This is a genomic window from Azospirillum sp. UENF 111221 (assembly GCF_058780625.1).
This window is the reverse complement of sequence record NZ_JBSNCH010000003.1, coordinates 308,758-325,225: the sequence shown is the minus strand read 5'-3', so window position 1 is coordinate 325,225 and position 16,468 is coordinate 308,758. Positions and strand designations below refer to the sequence as shown.

General features: G+C 67.8%; 8 protein-coding genes. 4 read left to right on the top strand and 4 right to left on the bottom strand.

Annotated elements, in window-relative coordinates; translation table 11 throughout:
• Positions 1-475 precede the first annotated feature (475 nt).
• A complete protein-coding gene (locus tag ACWPN3_RS09870) occupies positions 476-5,716 on the top strand; it encodes an HlyD family type I secretion periplasmic adaptor subunit (RefSeq protein WP_492261309.1) in 5,241 nt (1,746 codons plus the stop codon).
• A gap of 129 nt (positions 5,717-5,845) precedes the next feature.
• Here ACWPN3_RS09870 and ACWPN3_RS09865 read toward each other — a convergent pair whose 3' ends face one another.
• The gene (locus ACWPN3_RS09865; RefSeq protein WP_492243144.1) at positions 5,846-6,061 is read right to left on the bottom strand and encodes a hypothetical protein; all 216 of its coding nucleotides are present in this window, start codon (positions 6,059-6,061) and stop codon (positions 5,846-5,848) included.
• Positions 6,062-6,381: 320 nt separating this feature from the next.
• On the opposite strand from ACWPN3_RS09865, the gene ACWPN3_RS09860 reads away from it, so the two are divergent.
• The gene (locus ACWPN3_RS09860; protein ID WP_492243143.1) at positions 6,382-7,929 is read left to right on the top strand and encodes a hypothetical protein; all 1,548 of its coding nucleotides are present in this window, start codon (positions 6,382-6,384) and stop codon (positions 7,927-7,929) included.
• Between the two features lie 17 nt (positions 7,930-7,946).
• Here ACWPN3_RS09860 and ACWPN3_RS09855 read toward each other — a convergent pair whose 3' ends face one another.
• The 3 genes from ACWPN3_RS09855 to ACWPN3_RS09845 all read right to left on the bottom strand — a co-directional run bounded on the left by ACWPN3_RS09855 (position 7,947) and on the right by ACWPN3_RS09845 (position 12,852).
• Entirely contained in the window at positions 7,947-8,627 is a 681-nt protein-coding gene (locus ACWPN3_RS09855; protein WP_492243142.1) for a LuxR C-terminal-related transcriptional regulator, read from the bottom strand.
• A 228-nt stretch (positions 8,628-8,855) separates the two neighbouring features.
• Positions 8,856-10,346 (bottom strand): PAS domain-containing sensor histidine kinase, encoded by a 1,491-nt coding sequence (locus ACWPN3_RS09850; protein WP_492243141.1) that lies wholly within the window; start codon positions 10,344-10,346, stop codon positions 8,856-8,858.
• 238 nt (positions 10,347-10,584) lie between these two features.
• Complete coding sequence (locus ACWPN3_RS09845) at positions 10,585-12,852, bottom strand: CheR family methyltransferase (RefSeq protein ID WP_492243140.1); 2,268 nt, start codon at positions 12,850-12,852, stop codon at positions 10,585-10,587.
• A 159-nt stretch (positions 12,853-13,011) separates the two neighbouring features.
• Between ACWPN3_RS09845 and ACWPN3_RS09840 the strand changes: the two genes are divergently transcribed.
• Both ACWPN3_RS09840 and ACWPN3_RS09835 read left to right on the top strand, forming a co-directional pair.
• Positions 13,012-14,025, top strand: a complete 1,014-nt coding sequence (locus ACWPN3_RS09840; RefSeq protein WP_492243139.1) for a chemotaxis protein CheB — start codon at positions 13,012-13,014, stop codon at positions 14,023-14,025.
• A gap of 115 nt (positions 14,026-14,140) precedes the next feature.
• The gene (locus ACWPN3_RS09835) at positions 14,141-16,429 is read left to right on the top strand and encodes an FdhF/YdeP family oxidoreductase (RefSeq protein WP_492243138.1); all 2,289 of its coding nucleotides are present in this window, start codon (positions 14,141-14,143) and stop codon (positions 16,427-16,429) included.
• The last annotated feature ends 39 nt before the right edge of the window (positions 16,430-16,468 follow it).

Sequence of the window (16,468 nt, the reverse complement as noted above, 5' to 3'; positions counted from 1 at the left end):
CGCCCACCACCTCTACCCCAGGGGGCCCACCCAGTGGCAACGAAATCCCTTGGGACTGTTGGGTTTTTACCGCTTTCGCGCAAACTCCGAAGGGCCGCGCGCAACGCGCTTTGTCACTCGGTTGCCTTTTGTTGCTATTCGCGGATTTACCTATCACTAGCAAATATGGTGTTGATTAGCGCTCGGTTAACTCCGTGAAACAGGTCGATCCGCTTGCAGCCCGCCCCTCAGCCCACTTCCCGCACCACATCCTCCGCCGACTCGGCCAAGGCCTCGACCGGCCGGGACCGCGGCGACAGCAACCGTGCGGCCGAGAAGGCTGCGCGGCGCCTGCTGTCCGGCATGCTGGGCCCGCGCCGCGACCGGGGGATGCTGATCCTCGCATCCTTCGCGCTGAACATCTTCGGACTGGCCCTGCCGGTCACGCTGCTGCACGTCTACGACCGCATCCTGCCGAACGAATCCGACCGGCACCATGCTTCTGCTCGGCATCGGCTGCGGGGCGGCGGCGGTGATGGAGGCGATCCTGCGGGTCGCGCGTTCGGCGCTGACCACCTGGATGGGGGCGAGGATCGAGCACCAGTCGAGCGCGTCGCTGATCGACCGGCTGATGCACATGCCGCTGAACGCCTTTTCCCAGCAGGGAATCGGCACCCATTTCGAGGTCTACCGCGCCATCAAGCTGGTGCGGGAATTCTATTCGGGCCAGGCGCTGCAATCGGCCATCGACATCCCCTTCGCCGCCCTCTACCTGGGCCTGATCGCCCTGCTGGCCGGCTGGCTGGCGGCGATCCCGGTGGCGGTGCTGGGGCTTTTCCTGATCGTCGGCGCCGTGCTGGGCCGGCGGATGCGCCGGGCGCTGGAGAGCCGCCACACGCTGGAGGAGCGGCGCCTGAATTTCATCAGCGAGGTGCTGGGCGGCGTCCACACGGTGAAGGGGCTGGGGGCCGAGGCCGGCCTGCTGCGCCGCCACGAGCGCCTGCAACAGGGCTGCAGCGAGGAGGACTTCACCGTCGCGCGGCTCAGCGGCACCGCCTCCGTCGTCGCCGGCACGCTGGCGCAGGCGACGATGATGCTGGTGGTTCTGCTGGGCAGCGTGTCGGTGATCGACGGGGCGATGACCACCGGCGTGCTGACCGCCTGCTCGATGCTGGCCGGGCGCTGCGTCCAGCCGGTGCAGGCGCTGTTCGACCGCTGGGTGCGCTACCAGTCGGTGTCGCTGGCCCTGCGCCGCATCGGCCATGTCCTGCTGGAGGTCGGATCCAACGGCGCCGCGGCGCCGGTCGCCAGGGATGGAAACCCCGAGTCGGACGGTGCGGTCGCCACGCCGCTGGCCCCCGGCTCCATCGAGATGGACAAGGTCGTCTTCGCCTATGACCGCGGGCCGGAGATCCTGAGCGGCCTGTCGCTCAGCGTCGGGCCGGGCGAGCTGCTGGGCGTGGTGGCGACCAACAGTTCGGGCAAGACGACGCTTCTGCGCCTGATCCTGGGCGTGCTGCGGCCGCGGTCCGGCGAGGTCCGGGTCGGCGTGCGCACCCTGACCGGGGCCGACGCCATGATCGGCATCGGCGGCGTCGTCTATGTCGGCGAGCATCCGGAGCTGTTCAAAGGCACCATCCTGCAGAACCTGACGCTGTTCGACCCCAGCCGGGCCGATCTGGCGATGGAGGTCTGCCGGCGCCTTGGCCTCGACCGCCGCATCGCCAGCCTGCCGCAGGGCTACGAGACCATCGTCGGCGACGCCTCGCAGGAGGCGCTGCCGCGCGGTGCCCGCCAGATGATCTGCCTTGCCCGCGCGCTGGTCCGCGAACCGGCCGTCCTGCTGCTGGACGAGCCGAACTCGTCGCTCGACGTCGAGTCCGACAAGGCGTTCCGCCGTGCGCTGGACGAGTTGCGCGGCAGCGTCACCATCCTGCTGGTCAGCAGCCGCCCGTCGCTGCTGTCGCTGGCCGACCGGGTGGTGCAGATCGTCGACGGCCTTGCGGTGGCCCGCAACCCGGCCGCCGATGCCGTCGGGGGACAGCCGGCCCTGGTGGCCGCCGTCTCCAGCGCCGTGGAACCGGAGGCCGAATCCGGCACCGATGCGCAGCCGATCCGTGCCGCCCATGATGATGGCGACATCCTGCGCCGCCGTCTGGCCGAGGCGTCGGCCGTCGGCGCCTGCATGGTGCCGCTGCTCGACGCGCTCGGCTGGCGCGGCGCGCCGCAGACGCTGGCGGAAGCCCTGCCCCACTTCTCCGAGGTGCAGACGGTGGAGGAGCTGTGCGACGTGTTCCAGCGCCTGCATTTCGAGGGGCGCAGCCTGCGCTTCGACCTCGGCCGGCCGGAGCCGTCGCTGCTGCCCTGCCTGTTCCGCGCCCGCGACGGCGGCATCTACACGCTGCTGTCGGCCGATGCCGACGGCGTCACCGCCTTCAGCGGCCAGTCGCGCGAAACGGTCACGCTGAACTACGGCAAGGGCACGGCTTACGTCTTCACGCCGCTGGAGTCCGCCTCCGGCGCCGGGAGCCAGAACTGGGTCGGCTCGGTCATCCACGCCTATTTCCCGCTGCTGTGGGCGGTGCTGGGGCTGAGTGCCGTCATCAACCTGCTGTCCGTCGCCGCCCCGCTCTTCACCATGGCGATCTACGACAAGGTGATCGGCACCGGGTCGTTCGACACGCTGGTCACCATCGCCGTCGGCGCCTTCCTGGTCATCGCCGGCGACTTCGCCCTGCGCCAAATCCGTGGCCGGGCGCTGGCCCATGCCGGATCGCGCATCGCCCGCACCGTCAGCAACGCCACCATCGACCGCATCCTGATGCTGCCGGTGGGCATGAGCGAGCGGGCGGCCATCGGCACGCAGATCGCGCGGGTGAAGGACCTGGAGTCGATCCGCGACTTCATCAGCCAGGGGCAGGTGGCGGCGCTGTTCGACGTGCCCTTCGCCCTGTTCTATCTGATGGTGATGGCGGTGCTGGGCGGGCCGCTGGCCCTCGTCCCGCTGGCCGCCGTGCTGGTCACCGCCGCAATCGGCGCCGCCGTCCACCCGATGGTGCGAGCCCGCACCGGCATCACCGCGCGGGCCGACACCGAGCGGCAGGAATTCTTCGTCGAGATGGTCGCCAAGATGCCGGCCCTGCGCGCCATCGGCGGGCTGGCCCACTGGCGCGACCGCTATGACCGGCTGTCCGCCCGCACCGCCCGGTCGGGCCACACCGCCGCCAACCTGTCGGCGACCCATGCGGCGCTGGCCGGGCTGGTGGTGCCGGTGGCAGGATTGGCCACCGTCGGCGTCGGCGCCCTCCAGGTCTTCGCCGGCACGATGACGCCGGGCGCGCTGATGGCGTCGATGATGCTGCTGTGGCGGGTGATGGTGCCGTTGCAGACCGCCGTCTCCATGCTGCCGCGCATCGAGCAGCTGCGCGCCAACGCCCGCCAGATCAACGGCCTGATGAGCATCCGGCCGGAGCGCGAGCCGCGCTGCGCCACCTTGCAGCCGCGCCGGCTGAAGGGCGAGGTCTCCTTCTCCCGCGTGTCGCTGCGCTACCGCAACGATGCCGATCCGGCGCTGGTCGGCGTGACCTTCACCGTCAAGCCGGGGCAGATCGTCGCCATCGTCGGGCCGGACGGCGCCGGCAAGTCGTCGCTGCTGAAGGTGATGCTGGGGCTCTATGCGCCGCAGGCCGGCAATGTGCGGGTCGACGGCGTCGACATCCGCCAGATGGACCCGGTCGACCTGCGCAAGTCCATCGGCTATGTGCCGCAAGCCAGCTCGCTGTTCTACGGCACCATCGCGCAGAACCTCCGCTTCGCCGACCAGACCGCCGACGAGGCCGAACTGCGCTGGGCGCTGTCGCTGGCCGGCGCGCTGGACGAGGTGGAGGCGCTGCCGCGCGGGCTGGATACCCGCATCGGCGACAACCAGTCGCTGCGCCTGTCGCCCAGCCTGACCCAGAAGATTCTGTCTGGCCCGCGCCTATATCCGCCGTCCGCGCATCCTGCTGCTGGACGAGCCGGCGAGCCGGCTGGACTTCGAGGGCGACAAGGCGCTGCACGCGGCGCTCGCCGCCCTGCGCAGCCACAGCACCATCTTCCTGGTCACCCACCGGCCGAGCCACCTGACGCTGGCCGACACGGTGCTGACCATGGATGCCGGCATGATCGGCCCCGCCGCCCCGGCCGGCGGCCTGCCCGGCCCCCGTCCGGTCGGCCCCGGAACAGGTCCCAATGGCGGCCCGGGCGGCGGCCCGGGCGGCGGCAACAGCGTCGCCAACGGCATCGCCGGGGCGCTGCTGGGTGGGATCGGGCTGCAACGCCCGCCCGGCGTCGCCGCTACGCCACAACGCTGATCTGGCGCCGATCGGGCACCGACGCCTTTCGCTCTTTCCTCCAGTCCCGTGTGAACCGCAAGATGGCCGCTTCAGACCTCGCCCGCCCCACCGGCAAATCGCTCAGCGCCGACGATGCGACGCTGTCGCTGGTCCGCGCCACCATCCTCGTGCTGGTCCTGCTGATGGCGGCCCTGCTGACCTGGGCCACGCTGATGCCGGTCAAGGAGGCCGTCGTCACCGCCGGGCAGGTGGTGCCGTCCGGCAATGCCCAGGTCGTCCAGCATCTGGAGGGCGGCATCGTGTCGTCCATCCTGGTCAAGGAAGGCGATCTGGTGGAGGCCGGCCAGCCGCTGCTCGCCTTCGACCCCAAGCAGGTCCAGGCGGAGCGGGAGCAGATGAATGCCCGGCTGCTGACGCTGGAACTGCGGGCGGAGCGGCTGCGCGCCTTCGCCGCCGGGCGGGCCGCCGATTTCGCCCGCGTCGCCGGTCCCGACACGCCGCAGACGGAGTCGCAGGTCGCCGACCAGAAGCTGATCTACGACACCCAGCGCCAGGCCCGCGACACCGCCATCGCCGTCCTGCGCGCCCAGGTGTCGCAGCGCGAGGCGGAACTGGCGCTGTATGAGGGGCAGTTGGCCAGCATCAAGGACCAGATCACCTTCATCACCGGATCGGTCGACATCCGCAACAAGCTGGAATCGATGGGCCTGTCGTCGAAGCTGCAATCGCTGGAAACCCAGCGCGAGCAGTCGCGCCTGATGGGTGAGCAGCGGCGGATCGAGGGGCAGATCATCGCCACCGGCCAAGCGATCACCGAGGCCGGCAACCGCATCCTCGACCAGTCGGCCAAGCTGTCGCAGGACGCCGTGACCGAGATGGGAACCGTCACCGCCGAGATCGCCCAGCTGCGCGAGGCCCGCGCCAAGCTCGACGACCGTGCCCAGCGCCTGACCGTGCTGTCGCCGGTGCGCGGGCTGGTGCAGGATCTGCGGGTCAACACCATCGGCGCGGTGGTGCCGGAAGGTGGCGTGCTGATGCAGGTCGTCCCGGTCGACCATGAAATGACGGTGGAGGCGCATGTCACCCCGCGCGACGTCGGCCATCTCCAGGTCGGGCAGGAGGCGACGGTCAAGGTGCTGACCTACGACTTCGCCCGCTATGGCGCCATCACCGGCACACTGCTGCGCATCTCGGCCTCCACCTTCCTGGACGAGCAGCACCGCCCCTACTACAAGGCGGTCGTGGCGCTCAGCCGCAACCATGTCGGCCGCAACGACGTCCAGCACCCGGTTCTTCCCGGCATGACCACCCAGGTGGAGCTGCCCACCGGCGAGCGGTCGCTGCTGGAATATCTGCTGAAGCCGATCTACTTCGCCCTGTCCGACAGCTTCAACGAGCGGTGAGGGCAGTGGCCATCCCCTCTTCCCGCCGGGGAGAGGGGAGGACGGCCACCCTCTGCAAACGCTCCACAAACGCAAAAAGGCCGCCGGTCCTGAGTGGACGGGCGGCCGGCGTGTGGACGGCGGAAGCGGTCAGTAGGCGCCGAGCGACCGGGCGACGGCGGTGAATTCCTCGGCGAGCCAGCCTTCCTGCCGGATCAGGTGTGCCATCAGCCGCTTCAGCGCCGCCTCGTAGGCCTCGGCCCGCTCGTCGGCCGGCAGGCCGGCCGCGGCGAGACGGGCGACGAAATCGTCTGCCGCCTGCTCGGGTCCGATCTTCTCTGCCTTGCGGGAGTCGGCCTGGGTCATGACTTTGAACAACCTGGGAGCGGTGTCGGCGATCTGTTGCGGAACCATGTGAGCGCCTTGATGCGTGAGGCGATGCCTGACCCCATAATGGGTGTACGGGACACATGTGTGAAGGGACGATTTAGCGCTTAAATGAAATAAATTTTGGATGCATTTGATGCATCTCGTTTCAATTGTGTCGGCCCGTCGGCCAAAAGTTGCGGAGGTGCTGCAAGAAACGGCTCCGACACAGCTCGACAGAATATGTCACGACATACCAGTAGCAATCATTCGTGCCAGTACCTAAAATTGCCGTGATTCAGCAGCGCCCGTGAACGCCAATGGCCGGCCGCCCCAACCGCAGCGCCTCCCTTCTGACCGCTCCGCTCCGCGCGGTCGAACCCGATCCGGCTTCCGTCAGCCTGGACAAGGTGAAGGCGATTCTGGCTCCGCTGGACCGGGCGCAGAAATCCAAGCTGTTCGAGCTGGTGCAGGCCGGGCATCTGGAAGACGATCAGATGACGGTGGAGGTCGGCCGGCTGATCGTCGCCATGCTGAACGGCCCGCGCACCGAACATGCGCGCCGCATCTGGACCGGCTGGTTCGATCCGGTGATGCTGCGCACCGACCAGCTGATGCTGGCGGAAAGCCGGCCGCCCGGCTGCATGCATGTGGTCGACGCCAGTGCCTGGTGGTTCGCCCTGCTGCCGCATCTGCGCGAACTGGCCGGACGGGTGCAGTCCGACATCGCCGCCCGTGCCAGCGAACATCCGCTGGACAGGGTCCTCGCCTCCACCGCCGCAGCGGACTGGGCGGAGGAGCTTCGCGTCCGCTCGCTGGCCGTCCTGCGCCAGCGCGGCGTGGCCGGGCCGCTGCTGGCGACCGCCAACGCCGAACGGCTGACGCTGCTGCGCAAGCGCGGGCTGGCCGGCGTGGCGCCGCTGTCGATGGGCGATCTGGCGATGCTGGACTCCATGCTGGAACATGCGCCGCTGTGGAAGGGGATGGTCCGTCCGCGCGACACCATCGGCATCCTGCACGCCGTGTCGGAGATGGCGGAGCACGGCTCGGCCGACGGCGCGATGCACTATGCGCTCTCCCTGATCAACGGGTCGCGCGATCCCGATCAGGCGCTGGCCCTCCATGGCATGTCCCCCAGCCCGGCATTGGTGGAGGCGGCGGTCGGGCATGTGCAGTTCGCCTGGCAATGCCTGCGCCAGAAGCTGGAGGATCTGCATCTCAGCCGCCCTGCCCCGCCGCAGCTGACGGCGGGCGAGACGGTGGACCGCCTGCAGGAACGTGCCTTCCGCTGGTACGACGCGTTGCAGGGCTTCGGCGTCGAGCGCGGCGGACGCAACTGGGCGGCGGTCTCGGCCGCCGTCGGCCGGGTGACCGGGCTGGTCGAGGGCGAGGTGGTGCCGGTGCTGAGCCACCGGCTGCTGACCCTGAACGCCAGCACCTCCGCCCGGCCGCTGATCGACCCGGTGCGTTTCATCAACGGCTTCAACCACCGGCTGCGCCGCCGCGGCATCGCCGCCTCGACCAACCCCTGGCTGACGGCAATCGGGGAGCATCTGGCCGCCCTGTTCCGGCAGATCGGCGCCTATGGCCGGGAGGACGCGCTGTCGGCCATGGCCGATCTGTGCGAACTGGCGGAGGAGGCCGGCTACCCCATCGAGGTGACGGCCATCGACAAGACCCTGCTGGGCATCGCCGAGCGGGCCCTGCGCGATGGCCGTGAGCTGAACGCCGGGGAAAGCAGGCTGATCGAGCGCGTCGTGACCGTCGCGACCGAGGAGCGCCGCCGCTGCCGCTGGTGGGTGTCGGGCGAACTCGTCAGCCTGCTGGACGCCGCCCAGCAACGCGGCATCGGCCCGACGCCGCAATAGCCCCCACCCTTTACCGATCAGGACGACAGCTTGATCCCCGACTTCATGGTCGCCAGCGCCAGTTGGGTGCGGTTGCGAACGCCCAGCCGCTGCATCACGGTGCGCAGATGGACCTTGATGGTGCCCTCCAGCACACCCAGCGCACGGGCGATCTCCTTGTTCGACTGGCCTTCCAGAAGCAGGCGAAGCACCTCGCGCTGACGGTCGGTCAGGCTGTTGACGGCATCGCCTTCGGTGCGGACCGGCGTCGCGGAGGCCGGCAGCGGAATGCGGATCGGCGTGCCGCCGCGCACGGCCGGCGGCGCCGGGGCGAAGATGCCGCCTTCCAGCACAATGGGCAGCGCCTGGTCGAGCACCGTGCCGTCGCATCCCTTGTGGACGAAGCCGCGGGCACCGGCGCGGATGCAGGAGGCGATGACGTTGCCGTCGGTCACCCCCGAAACCACGATCACCGGCACATCGCCGGCCGCCTCCAGCATCTCGGCCAAACCGCTGTGCTCGTCAGCGTCGCCCATCTGAAGATCGTAGAGGATGGCGGTGAGACCCGGTTCGGAGTGCGCCTTGCGCGTGGCATCGGCCAGCGATCCCGCCTCGACGATCGCGACGTCCTCATAGCGCTGCTGCAAGGCCAGCGACAGGCCGTAGCGGACCAGGGCATGGTCGTCGACGATCAGGAACTTGAGGGGAGCGCCGGACAAGCCCCGGCGGTCGGACGCCTGATCCAACTTTGCTGAGTCATGAGCGTGCTGCACGTGATGATCCACGTTTGTTCCCCTTTACTCGTGCAAAAGTGCCACTTGGCCATAGAGACGCAGGGCCATGATGCGACTTTGGACCGATTTGGCCTTGGGATGAACCGTTCCATCGGCACGTAGACGGCGCATGGGGATAACCGTCCTCCAAACCGAAGGTGGCAAGCCACACCATCAACGGCGGCGCTTGCGCCTTTTACGTTCGGCCAGCGGAACCGTCACCGAGAAGACCGATCCACGGTTCGGCCAGGAGCGCAACTGAACCTGATGACCGAGCCGGCCGGCGAGCCGCGAGACGATCGCCAGCCCCAGCCCGACGCCGTGTTTCTGATCATGGCTCGGATTGTCGAGCTGCCGGAACTCCTCGAATATGGCCTGCTGGCTGTGCTCGGGGATGCCGGGGCCGGTGTCCCACACCTCGATGCGCAGGCAATCGCCGCAGCGGCGGCAGCCCAGCAGGATTTTGCCGGACACGGTGTATTTCAGCGCGTTGGCGACGAGGTTCCGCAGGATGCGCTCCAGCAGCTGGGGGTCGCTGACCACCATCGCGGTGCTGGGAACGGCGCGGAAGCGTAGGCCGCGCATTTCGGCCTGCGGCATGAATTCGCCATGGATGATTTCTAGCATCAGGGCGACCGGCAATGTCTCGACCACCGGCTCTATCGCTCCGGCGTCCAGCCTCGCAGTGTCCAGCATGCCGTCCAGCAGGGTGCGGATCGACAGGTGTGCCGCCAGAAGCCCGCCCATGATCGGCCGCTCCGCCTCGCCCAGGCGGTTGCGCAGGACATCGAGGAACAGCCCCATCGACATCACCGGCTGGCGCAGGTCGTGGCTGGCCGATGCCAGGAGCTGCAGCTTGTCGGCATCGGCGGCCTGGAGGCGACGGAGTTCCTCGTTGACCTGGGCAAGCTGGATGTTGGAGTCCTCCATCTGCTCCAGCGTGGCGCGAAGTTCCTCGTCCATCGCTCGCAGCTCTTCCAGCGAGGCGTTCAGTTCGGAATCCGAGCGCTCGAAATCCCTGCCGCGGCGGTCCAGCGCAGTCTCGCGGATGGCCAACCTTTCCTGGATCGCATCCAGCTGAGACAGGGACTCGCGGTAGCGCTCCGTCACGATCGCCATTTCACGATGCTGACGGTCGATCAACTCATCGGCGTCGCTTTGACGCCGCTCCAGATCCTCGATCAGCGTCTGCGCCTGCTCCAGCTCGGCCGACAGGCGCATCAGCGCGTCGGGAGTGCGGTCTTCCTTCAGGGCCTGGGCCACGCAGATGAAATGCTCGGTTTCGCCGCGCACCCCAACCAGTGGCGTGATGACGAGGCTGCACAGATAGTCGCTGCCGTCCTTGCGGCGGTTGACAAGGGAAACGCGGGCCGCACCGTTTTGCCGCAGGTCACGCCGGATGGTCGCGGACACGGCGGGATCGGTGCGGCGGCATTGCAGGAAGCGTGGGGAACGGCCGATGGCCTCGTCCGCCCGATAGCCGGTCAGGGTGGTGAAGGCCCGGTTGACATAGAGGACGATCGGTCCCGGCGCATCGAGATTGCAGTCGGTAACGATGACGGCATGGTCCATGTGGTCCCAAAGGGGCTGCACGATCAGCGGCCTAGCCTTCACGCCAGTGGTCGCGACCCGCTCCGCTCCCTTGTATCCGTGCGCATCCGACATCCTGTGCAGCCCCTGCCAGCGCCACCAATGAGCAACTTTGCATCGAGTCGTTCAGACAAACCAGCCGTAGGTTCATTATCTAAACTGTCACAGTCAGCCGCAGTTCCACCCTATTCCTTTAGGCCAGTTGATATGAGCCGGATCGAGTACAGGCGGGGTGGCCAGCATCGGCCACCCTGATCACAACCGGACCTTTCGCGACCTCCACGCGCCGCCATCGTATAAATCGGCCTGACGATCAATTGCTGGCCGCCTCCACGCGGCTGTCATCGAGGCCGATCCGCTGCCGTTCGGTCACGTCATGGGCCAGGGCGACGAGGATCGGCGGCTGTTCCTCACCGAAATACTGCATGCAAAGCTCAACCGGGCGGACCGATTGGTCGGGACGCTCGATGGTGGTTTCAAGGACGATCTCCGCCTTTTCCCCGGACAGCAGCGGCCCGACCAGCCGGCTGAAGGCGGCCGCGTCGATGTCCGGCATCAGGTCGTGCAGCGCGATCTGGCGCAGCGCATCCAGCGAATAGCCCAGCTTTTCCTCCGCTCCCTTGTTGACCAGCTGAAAATTGAAATTGGCGGCGTCGAGGAAATAGACCTCGTTCAGGGACTGGCCGATGATGCGCCCCAGATACTCGACGAAGGCGTCGGACCGCGCCCGTTCCGTCACGTCCTCGATGATCAGCACGGCCCCACGGGCTGCCCGGTTGTCGTAGAGCAGAGGCGACAGACGGATGCGGCAGGCGATGCGCCGGCCGCGGCGGTCCATCGCCTCCATCTCCACCGGCTCCGCCGGAGCCTGCGTCGTCAGGATGTCGTGCAGGGGGCGGCGCAGCCGCTGAACCGGCAGGCCGATGTCCAGATCCAGGAACAGCTCTCCGGCCACCTCCTCGTTGCGCAGGCCCCAGACATTCTCGCTCCAGCGGTTCCAGGACTGGACGGTGAGGTTGTCGTCCAGAACGATGATGCCGACGTCGATGCTGCGCAGGATCGATTCGGAATAGCGGCGATACTCGCCCGCCTCCTCGCTCTGCCGGCGCATCTCCTCGTTGGCGACCTCCAGCTCTTCGTTGGTGGAGCGCAGCTCCTCGTTCATCGTCTCCAGTTCCTCGTTGGTGGACTGGAGTTCCTCGTTGGTCGTTTCCAGCTCTTCGTTGGTGGACTGGAGTTCCTCATTGGTCGTCTCCAGCTCCTCGTTGGAGGATTGGAGTTCCTCGATGGTCGTCTCCAGGCTTTCCTGTGCCGCCTCGATCTCCTGCTGCAACAGGAAGATGCGGCTGGTGTCGAAGAAGCTGAGCAGAGTGGCGAAGGCCTTGCCGTCGCGGCTGTGGAGCGGCGCCACCTCGATGGTCAGGCGGACCGGCTCGGCCTCCGGCCGGGTGAAGGGCTGGTGTTCGATGCGGACCATGCGGCCGGAGGTTCGCACCTCCTCGATCCGGCTGCGCAGCTCGGTCGGACGGTAGGAGATGGTCAGGTCGTGGAACGGGCGGCCGATGTCGGTTTCCTCGACGTCGAACAGGCGGCGGGCATGGGTGTTGGCGAAGACCAGCACCCCTTCGGCGTTCACCGCCAGATAGCCGGTGGAGCTGCTGTCGACGATGCTCTCCAGCAGCCGCATCTGCTGGTTGACGCGGGGGCCGCCGGCGTCGTTGGCCAGCGACAGGCTTCCGCCGGCACTCCGCCGCCATTCCTGCGGCACCTTGGCGAAGATGCGGCTCTTCAGGTCGACCGGCTCGAACATGCGCGACCGGGCCAGCTGGGTTTCGGCCTTGCCCAGGAACAGGAAGCCGTCATTGACCAGGGCGTAATGCAGCCGCGGCAGGACGACGCCCTGGGTGTCGGCCTCCAGATAGATCAGCAGGTTGCGGCAGATCAGCAGGTCGATGCGGGAGATCGGCGCGTCGCTGACCACATTGTGGCGGCCGAAGATCACGCATTTGCGCAGGTCGCGCTGGAACACGTAATGATTGCCGATGCGCTCGAAATAGCGTTCCAGCAGCGGCTCCGGCACCGATTCCACGTCGCGCGGCGCATAGGTGGCGTGGCGCGCGGTGTTCAGCGCCGCATCGTCCAGATCGGTGGCGTAGATCTTGACGCGGCGGCAGAAGTCCACAGTCCCCAGCACCTCCGCGAACATCATCGCCAGCGAATAGGGCTCCTCGCCCGAGGCACAGCCGACGCTCCAGATGCGGATCGCCCCCTTGTCGCCCTTGCGCTCCAGGATGCGGGGAACGACCTCCCGCCGCAGAACCTCCCACGACTCGGTGTCGCGGAAGAAGGAGGTGACGTTGATGAGGACGGTGTTCAGAAGATCGACGAATTCCTGCGGGTGGACTTCCAGAAAGGCGTGGTAGGCAGCGAAGCTGTCGCAGCCGACCTCCTCCATCCGCCGGCGGATGCGCCGCTCCAGGCTCGTGCGTTTGTAACCGCGGAAATCGATGCCGCGGCTTTCCTGGATGTGACGGATCAGATTGTTGAAATCGCTGTCGGGATCGTCGGTCTTCTTGGTCATCAGTCTGCGTCATGACGGTGTCGGGACAAGCATAATCGCCTGCCCGCCCCCGGCTCAAGCGACGTGGAGACCTACGCCCTTCCCGGGAACTGCTGCAAGCAACAGGTGAATTATTCAGCCAATCGTGAAACGCCGCGGATGCGGACCTGTTCTGGTTTCATGGAGAATCGCGACATCATCGCCATCGGTGCGTCGGCCGGCGGGTTGACCGCTCTCACCCGCCTGTTCGGCGCGATGCCGAAAGGATGGGCGCCGACTGTGTTCGTCGTTCTCCACATCACGCCCAATGCCACCAGCGTCCTGCCGCAGTTGCTGGAACGGATCGGCTGGCTGCCGGCCTTCCATCCCGTGGATGGCGAACCGATCCGCCCCAGTCACATCCATGTGGCGCCGCCCGACCACCATCTGCTGGTCCACCGCGACCGGGTGCTGGTCCGCCGCGGCCCGCGGGAGAACCGGACCCGGCCGGCGGTGGACCCGCTGTTCCGCTCGGCCGGGGTCGCCTTCGGCAGCCGTGTCGTCGGCGTCGTGCTGTCGGGCACCCTGGATGACGGCACGTCCGGCCTGCGGGCGATCCGCCGCTGCGGCGGCATCGGCGTCGTCCAGGATCCGGACGATGCCGAATGGCCGGGAATGCCGCAAAGCGCCATCGACAAAGGCGAGGCCGATCACGTCCTGCCGCTCGCCCATATGCCGGCCCTGCTGTACCGGCTGGCCGCCGAACCGGCCCCATCTGGCCCACCCGTGCCGCTCGATGTCGCCACGGAGGCGCGGATCGCCGAGCAGGAGTTCACAGCCGTGTCAGAAGACACCAACGCGGTCGGCAAGCCGACCACCCTGTCCTGTCCGGAATGCGGCGGCGGCCTGAGCGAGATCCATGACGGACCGGTGCTGCGCTTCCGCTGCCATGTCGGCCATGCCTACAGCCCCGACAGCATGGAGGCGGCGCAGGCCGAAGCGATGGAAACGGCCCTTTGGGTCGCCCTGCGGACCCACGAGGAACGGGTGGAGCTGTTCCAGCGCCTGGGCGACTATGCCCGCGAACGCGGCCAGGACCTGATCGCCGCCAATTGGGACAGCCAGAAGCAGGAGGCACGCAAGAACGCCGAACTGCTGCGCGCAGTGCTGTCCAAGCCGGATGTCCGGAACACCAGTTCCCAGAAGAAGCGCTGACCGGTTCGGGGAACCCGAAGCCGTCCGCCGGGTTGGATCCTTGTCGGAACCGACGTTCCGGTCCCAGGAGCCTGCCCCCGAAATGTCGCAAGACCACTCCCCAGAGTATCGCCCCATGAGCATCGACGGCCTGTCGGACGACAAGGACACCCCGCATTACGACGGTCCGGCCGGAGGCTGGGGGTCGGTCGGGTCGATGGCCCGCATCATGGGGGAGGAACGGCCGACCCCCGCCGTGCTCGACACGCTGCGCCGGCAGAACAAGCCCGGCGGCTTCATGTGCGTGTCCTGCGCCTGGGCCAAGCCGGCCAAGCCCCGCGCCTTCGAGTTCTGCGAGAACGGCGCCAAGGCGACGATCTGGGAACTGACCAGCCGGCGCTGCACTCCCGACTTCTTCGCCCAGCACACGGTCACGGAGCTGAAGGGCTGGAAGGATTACGATCTGGAGCAGCAGGGGCGGCTGACCCACCCGATGCGCTATGACCGCGCCGGCGACCGCTATGTGCCCTGCGGCTGGGACGAGGCCTTCGCCGCCATCGGGGCGGAGCTGCGCGCCATCGCCCCGGAACAGGCGGTGTTCTACGCCTCGGGCCGCGCCAGCCTGGAGACCTCCTATCTCTACGCGCTGTTCGCGCGGCTCTACGGGCACAACAATCTGCCCGACAGCTCCAACATGTGCCACGAGACGACCTCGGTCGGGCTGAAGACGGTGATCGGCTCGCCGGTCGGCACCTGCGTGCTCGACGATTTCGAGAGCTGCAACGCCATCTTCTTCTTCGGCCAGAACACCGGGTCGAACAGCCCCCGCCTGCTCCACCCGTTGCAGGACGCGGTGAAGCGCGGCGCGAAGATCGTCACCTTCAACCCCGTGCGGGAAAAGGGTCTGGAGAGCTTCCGCAACCCGCAGAGCCCGCTGGAGATGCTGACGGGCAAGGACACCCAAATCTCCACCCTCTATTTCCAGGTCAAGACCGGCGGCGACATCGCCGCGATCACCGGCCTGATCAAGCATGTGCTGGCCGCCGAGAAGGAGCGGAAGGCGGACGGCAAACATATCCTCGACCACGACTTCATCGCCCAGCACACGGCCGGATTCGAGGAGATGAAGGCGCGGGTCGACGCCATCGGCTGGGAGGAGATCGAGGAGGAGTCCGGCCTGACCCGCGCCGACCTAAAGCAGGCCGCCGACATCTACATCGAGGCGGAACGCTCCATCGCCATGTACGGCATGGGCCTGACCCAGCAGGTGCACGGCTCGGAGACGCTGGGGGCTCTGGTCAATCTGTGGCTGCTGAAGGGCAACATCGGCCGCGACGGCGCCGGCATTTCGCCGGTGCGCGGCCATTCCAACGTCCAGGGCCAGCGCACCGTCGGCATCTCCGAAAAGCCGGAGCTGGTGCCGCTCGACCGGCTGGCCGAACAGTACGGCTTCGAGCCGCCGCGCAAGGAGGGGCTGAACACCGTCAAGGCCTGCGAGAAGATCCTGTCGGGCGAGGTGAAGGCCTTCATCGGGTTCGGCGGTAACTTCGTCCGCGCCATCCCCGAGCGCGAGCGGATGGAGGCGGCCTGGTCGCGCCTGCGCCTGACCGTGCAGATCGCGACCAGGCTGAACCGCAGCCACCTGATCAACGGCGAGGTCGCCTATCTGCTGCCCTGCCTGGGCCGGGCGGAGGAGGATGTGCAGGAGAGCGGCGCGCAGGCGGTAACGATGGAGGACAGCCTGAGCTGCATCCACGGCTCGCTCGGCAACAACACGCCGGCCAGCCCGCATCTGAAATCGGAGGTCGCCATCGTCGCCGGCATGGCGAAGGCGACCCTGCCGCCCAACCCGAAGGTAAAATGGGACGCGTGGGTGGCCGATTACCGCCGCATCCGTGCCCAGATCGAGGCGACCTATCCCGACCAGTTCCACCATTTCAACGAGCGGGTCTTCACCCCCGGCGGCTTCTACCGCGGCAACCCGGCACGCGAGCGGATCTGGAAGACGGAGTCCGGCAAGGCCCACTTCACCCCGCCGGGCCGTCTGCGCGCCATCGGCTTCGAGGATGCGCCGGGCCGCTGGCGGCTGATGACGATGCGGTCGAACGACCAGTTCAACACGACGATCTACGGCTACTCCGACCGCCTGCGCGGCATCGAGGGCACCCGCGACGTGCTGCTGATGAACCCGCAGGACATCGCCGCCGCCGGCTTGCGCGAGGGTCAGGTGGTGGCGCTGGCGAGCGATGCCGGCGACGACGTCGACCGCCGGGTGGGAGGGCTGACGGTGACGCCCTTCCAGCTGCCGCGCGGCTGCGTCGGGGCGTACTACCCGGAGATGAACCCGCTGATTCCGCTGTGGTATCACGACGAGGCGTCGAAGACGCCCGCCGCGAAGGGGGTGCCGGTACGGATCGTGGCGTAGGAAAAAACTGCAATCCCCTCTCCCCGGGGAGGGAGAGGG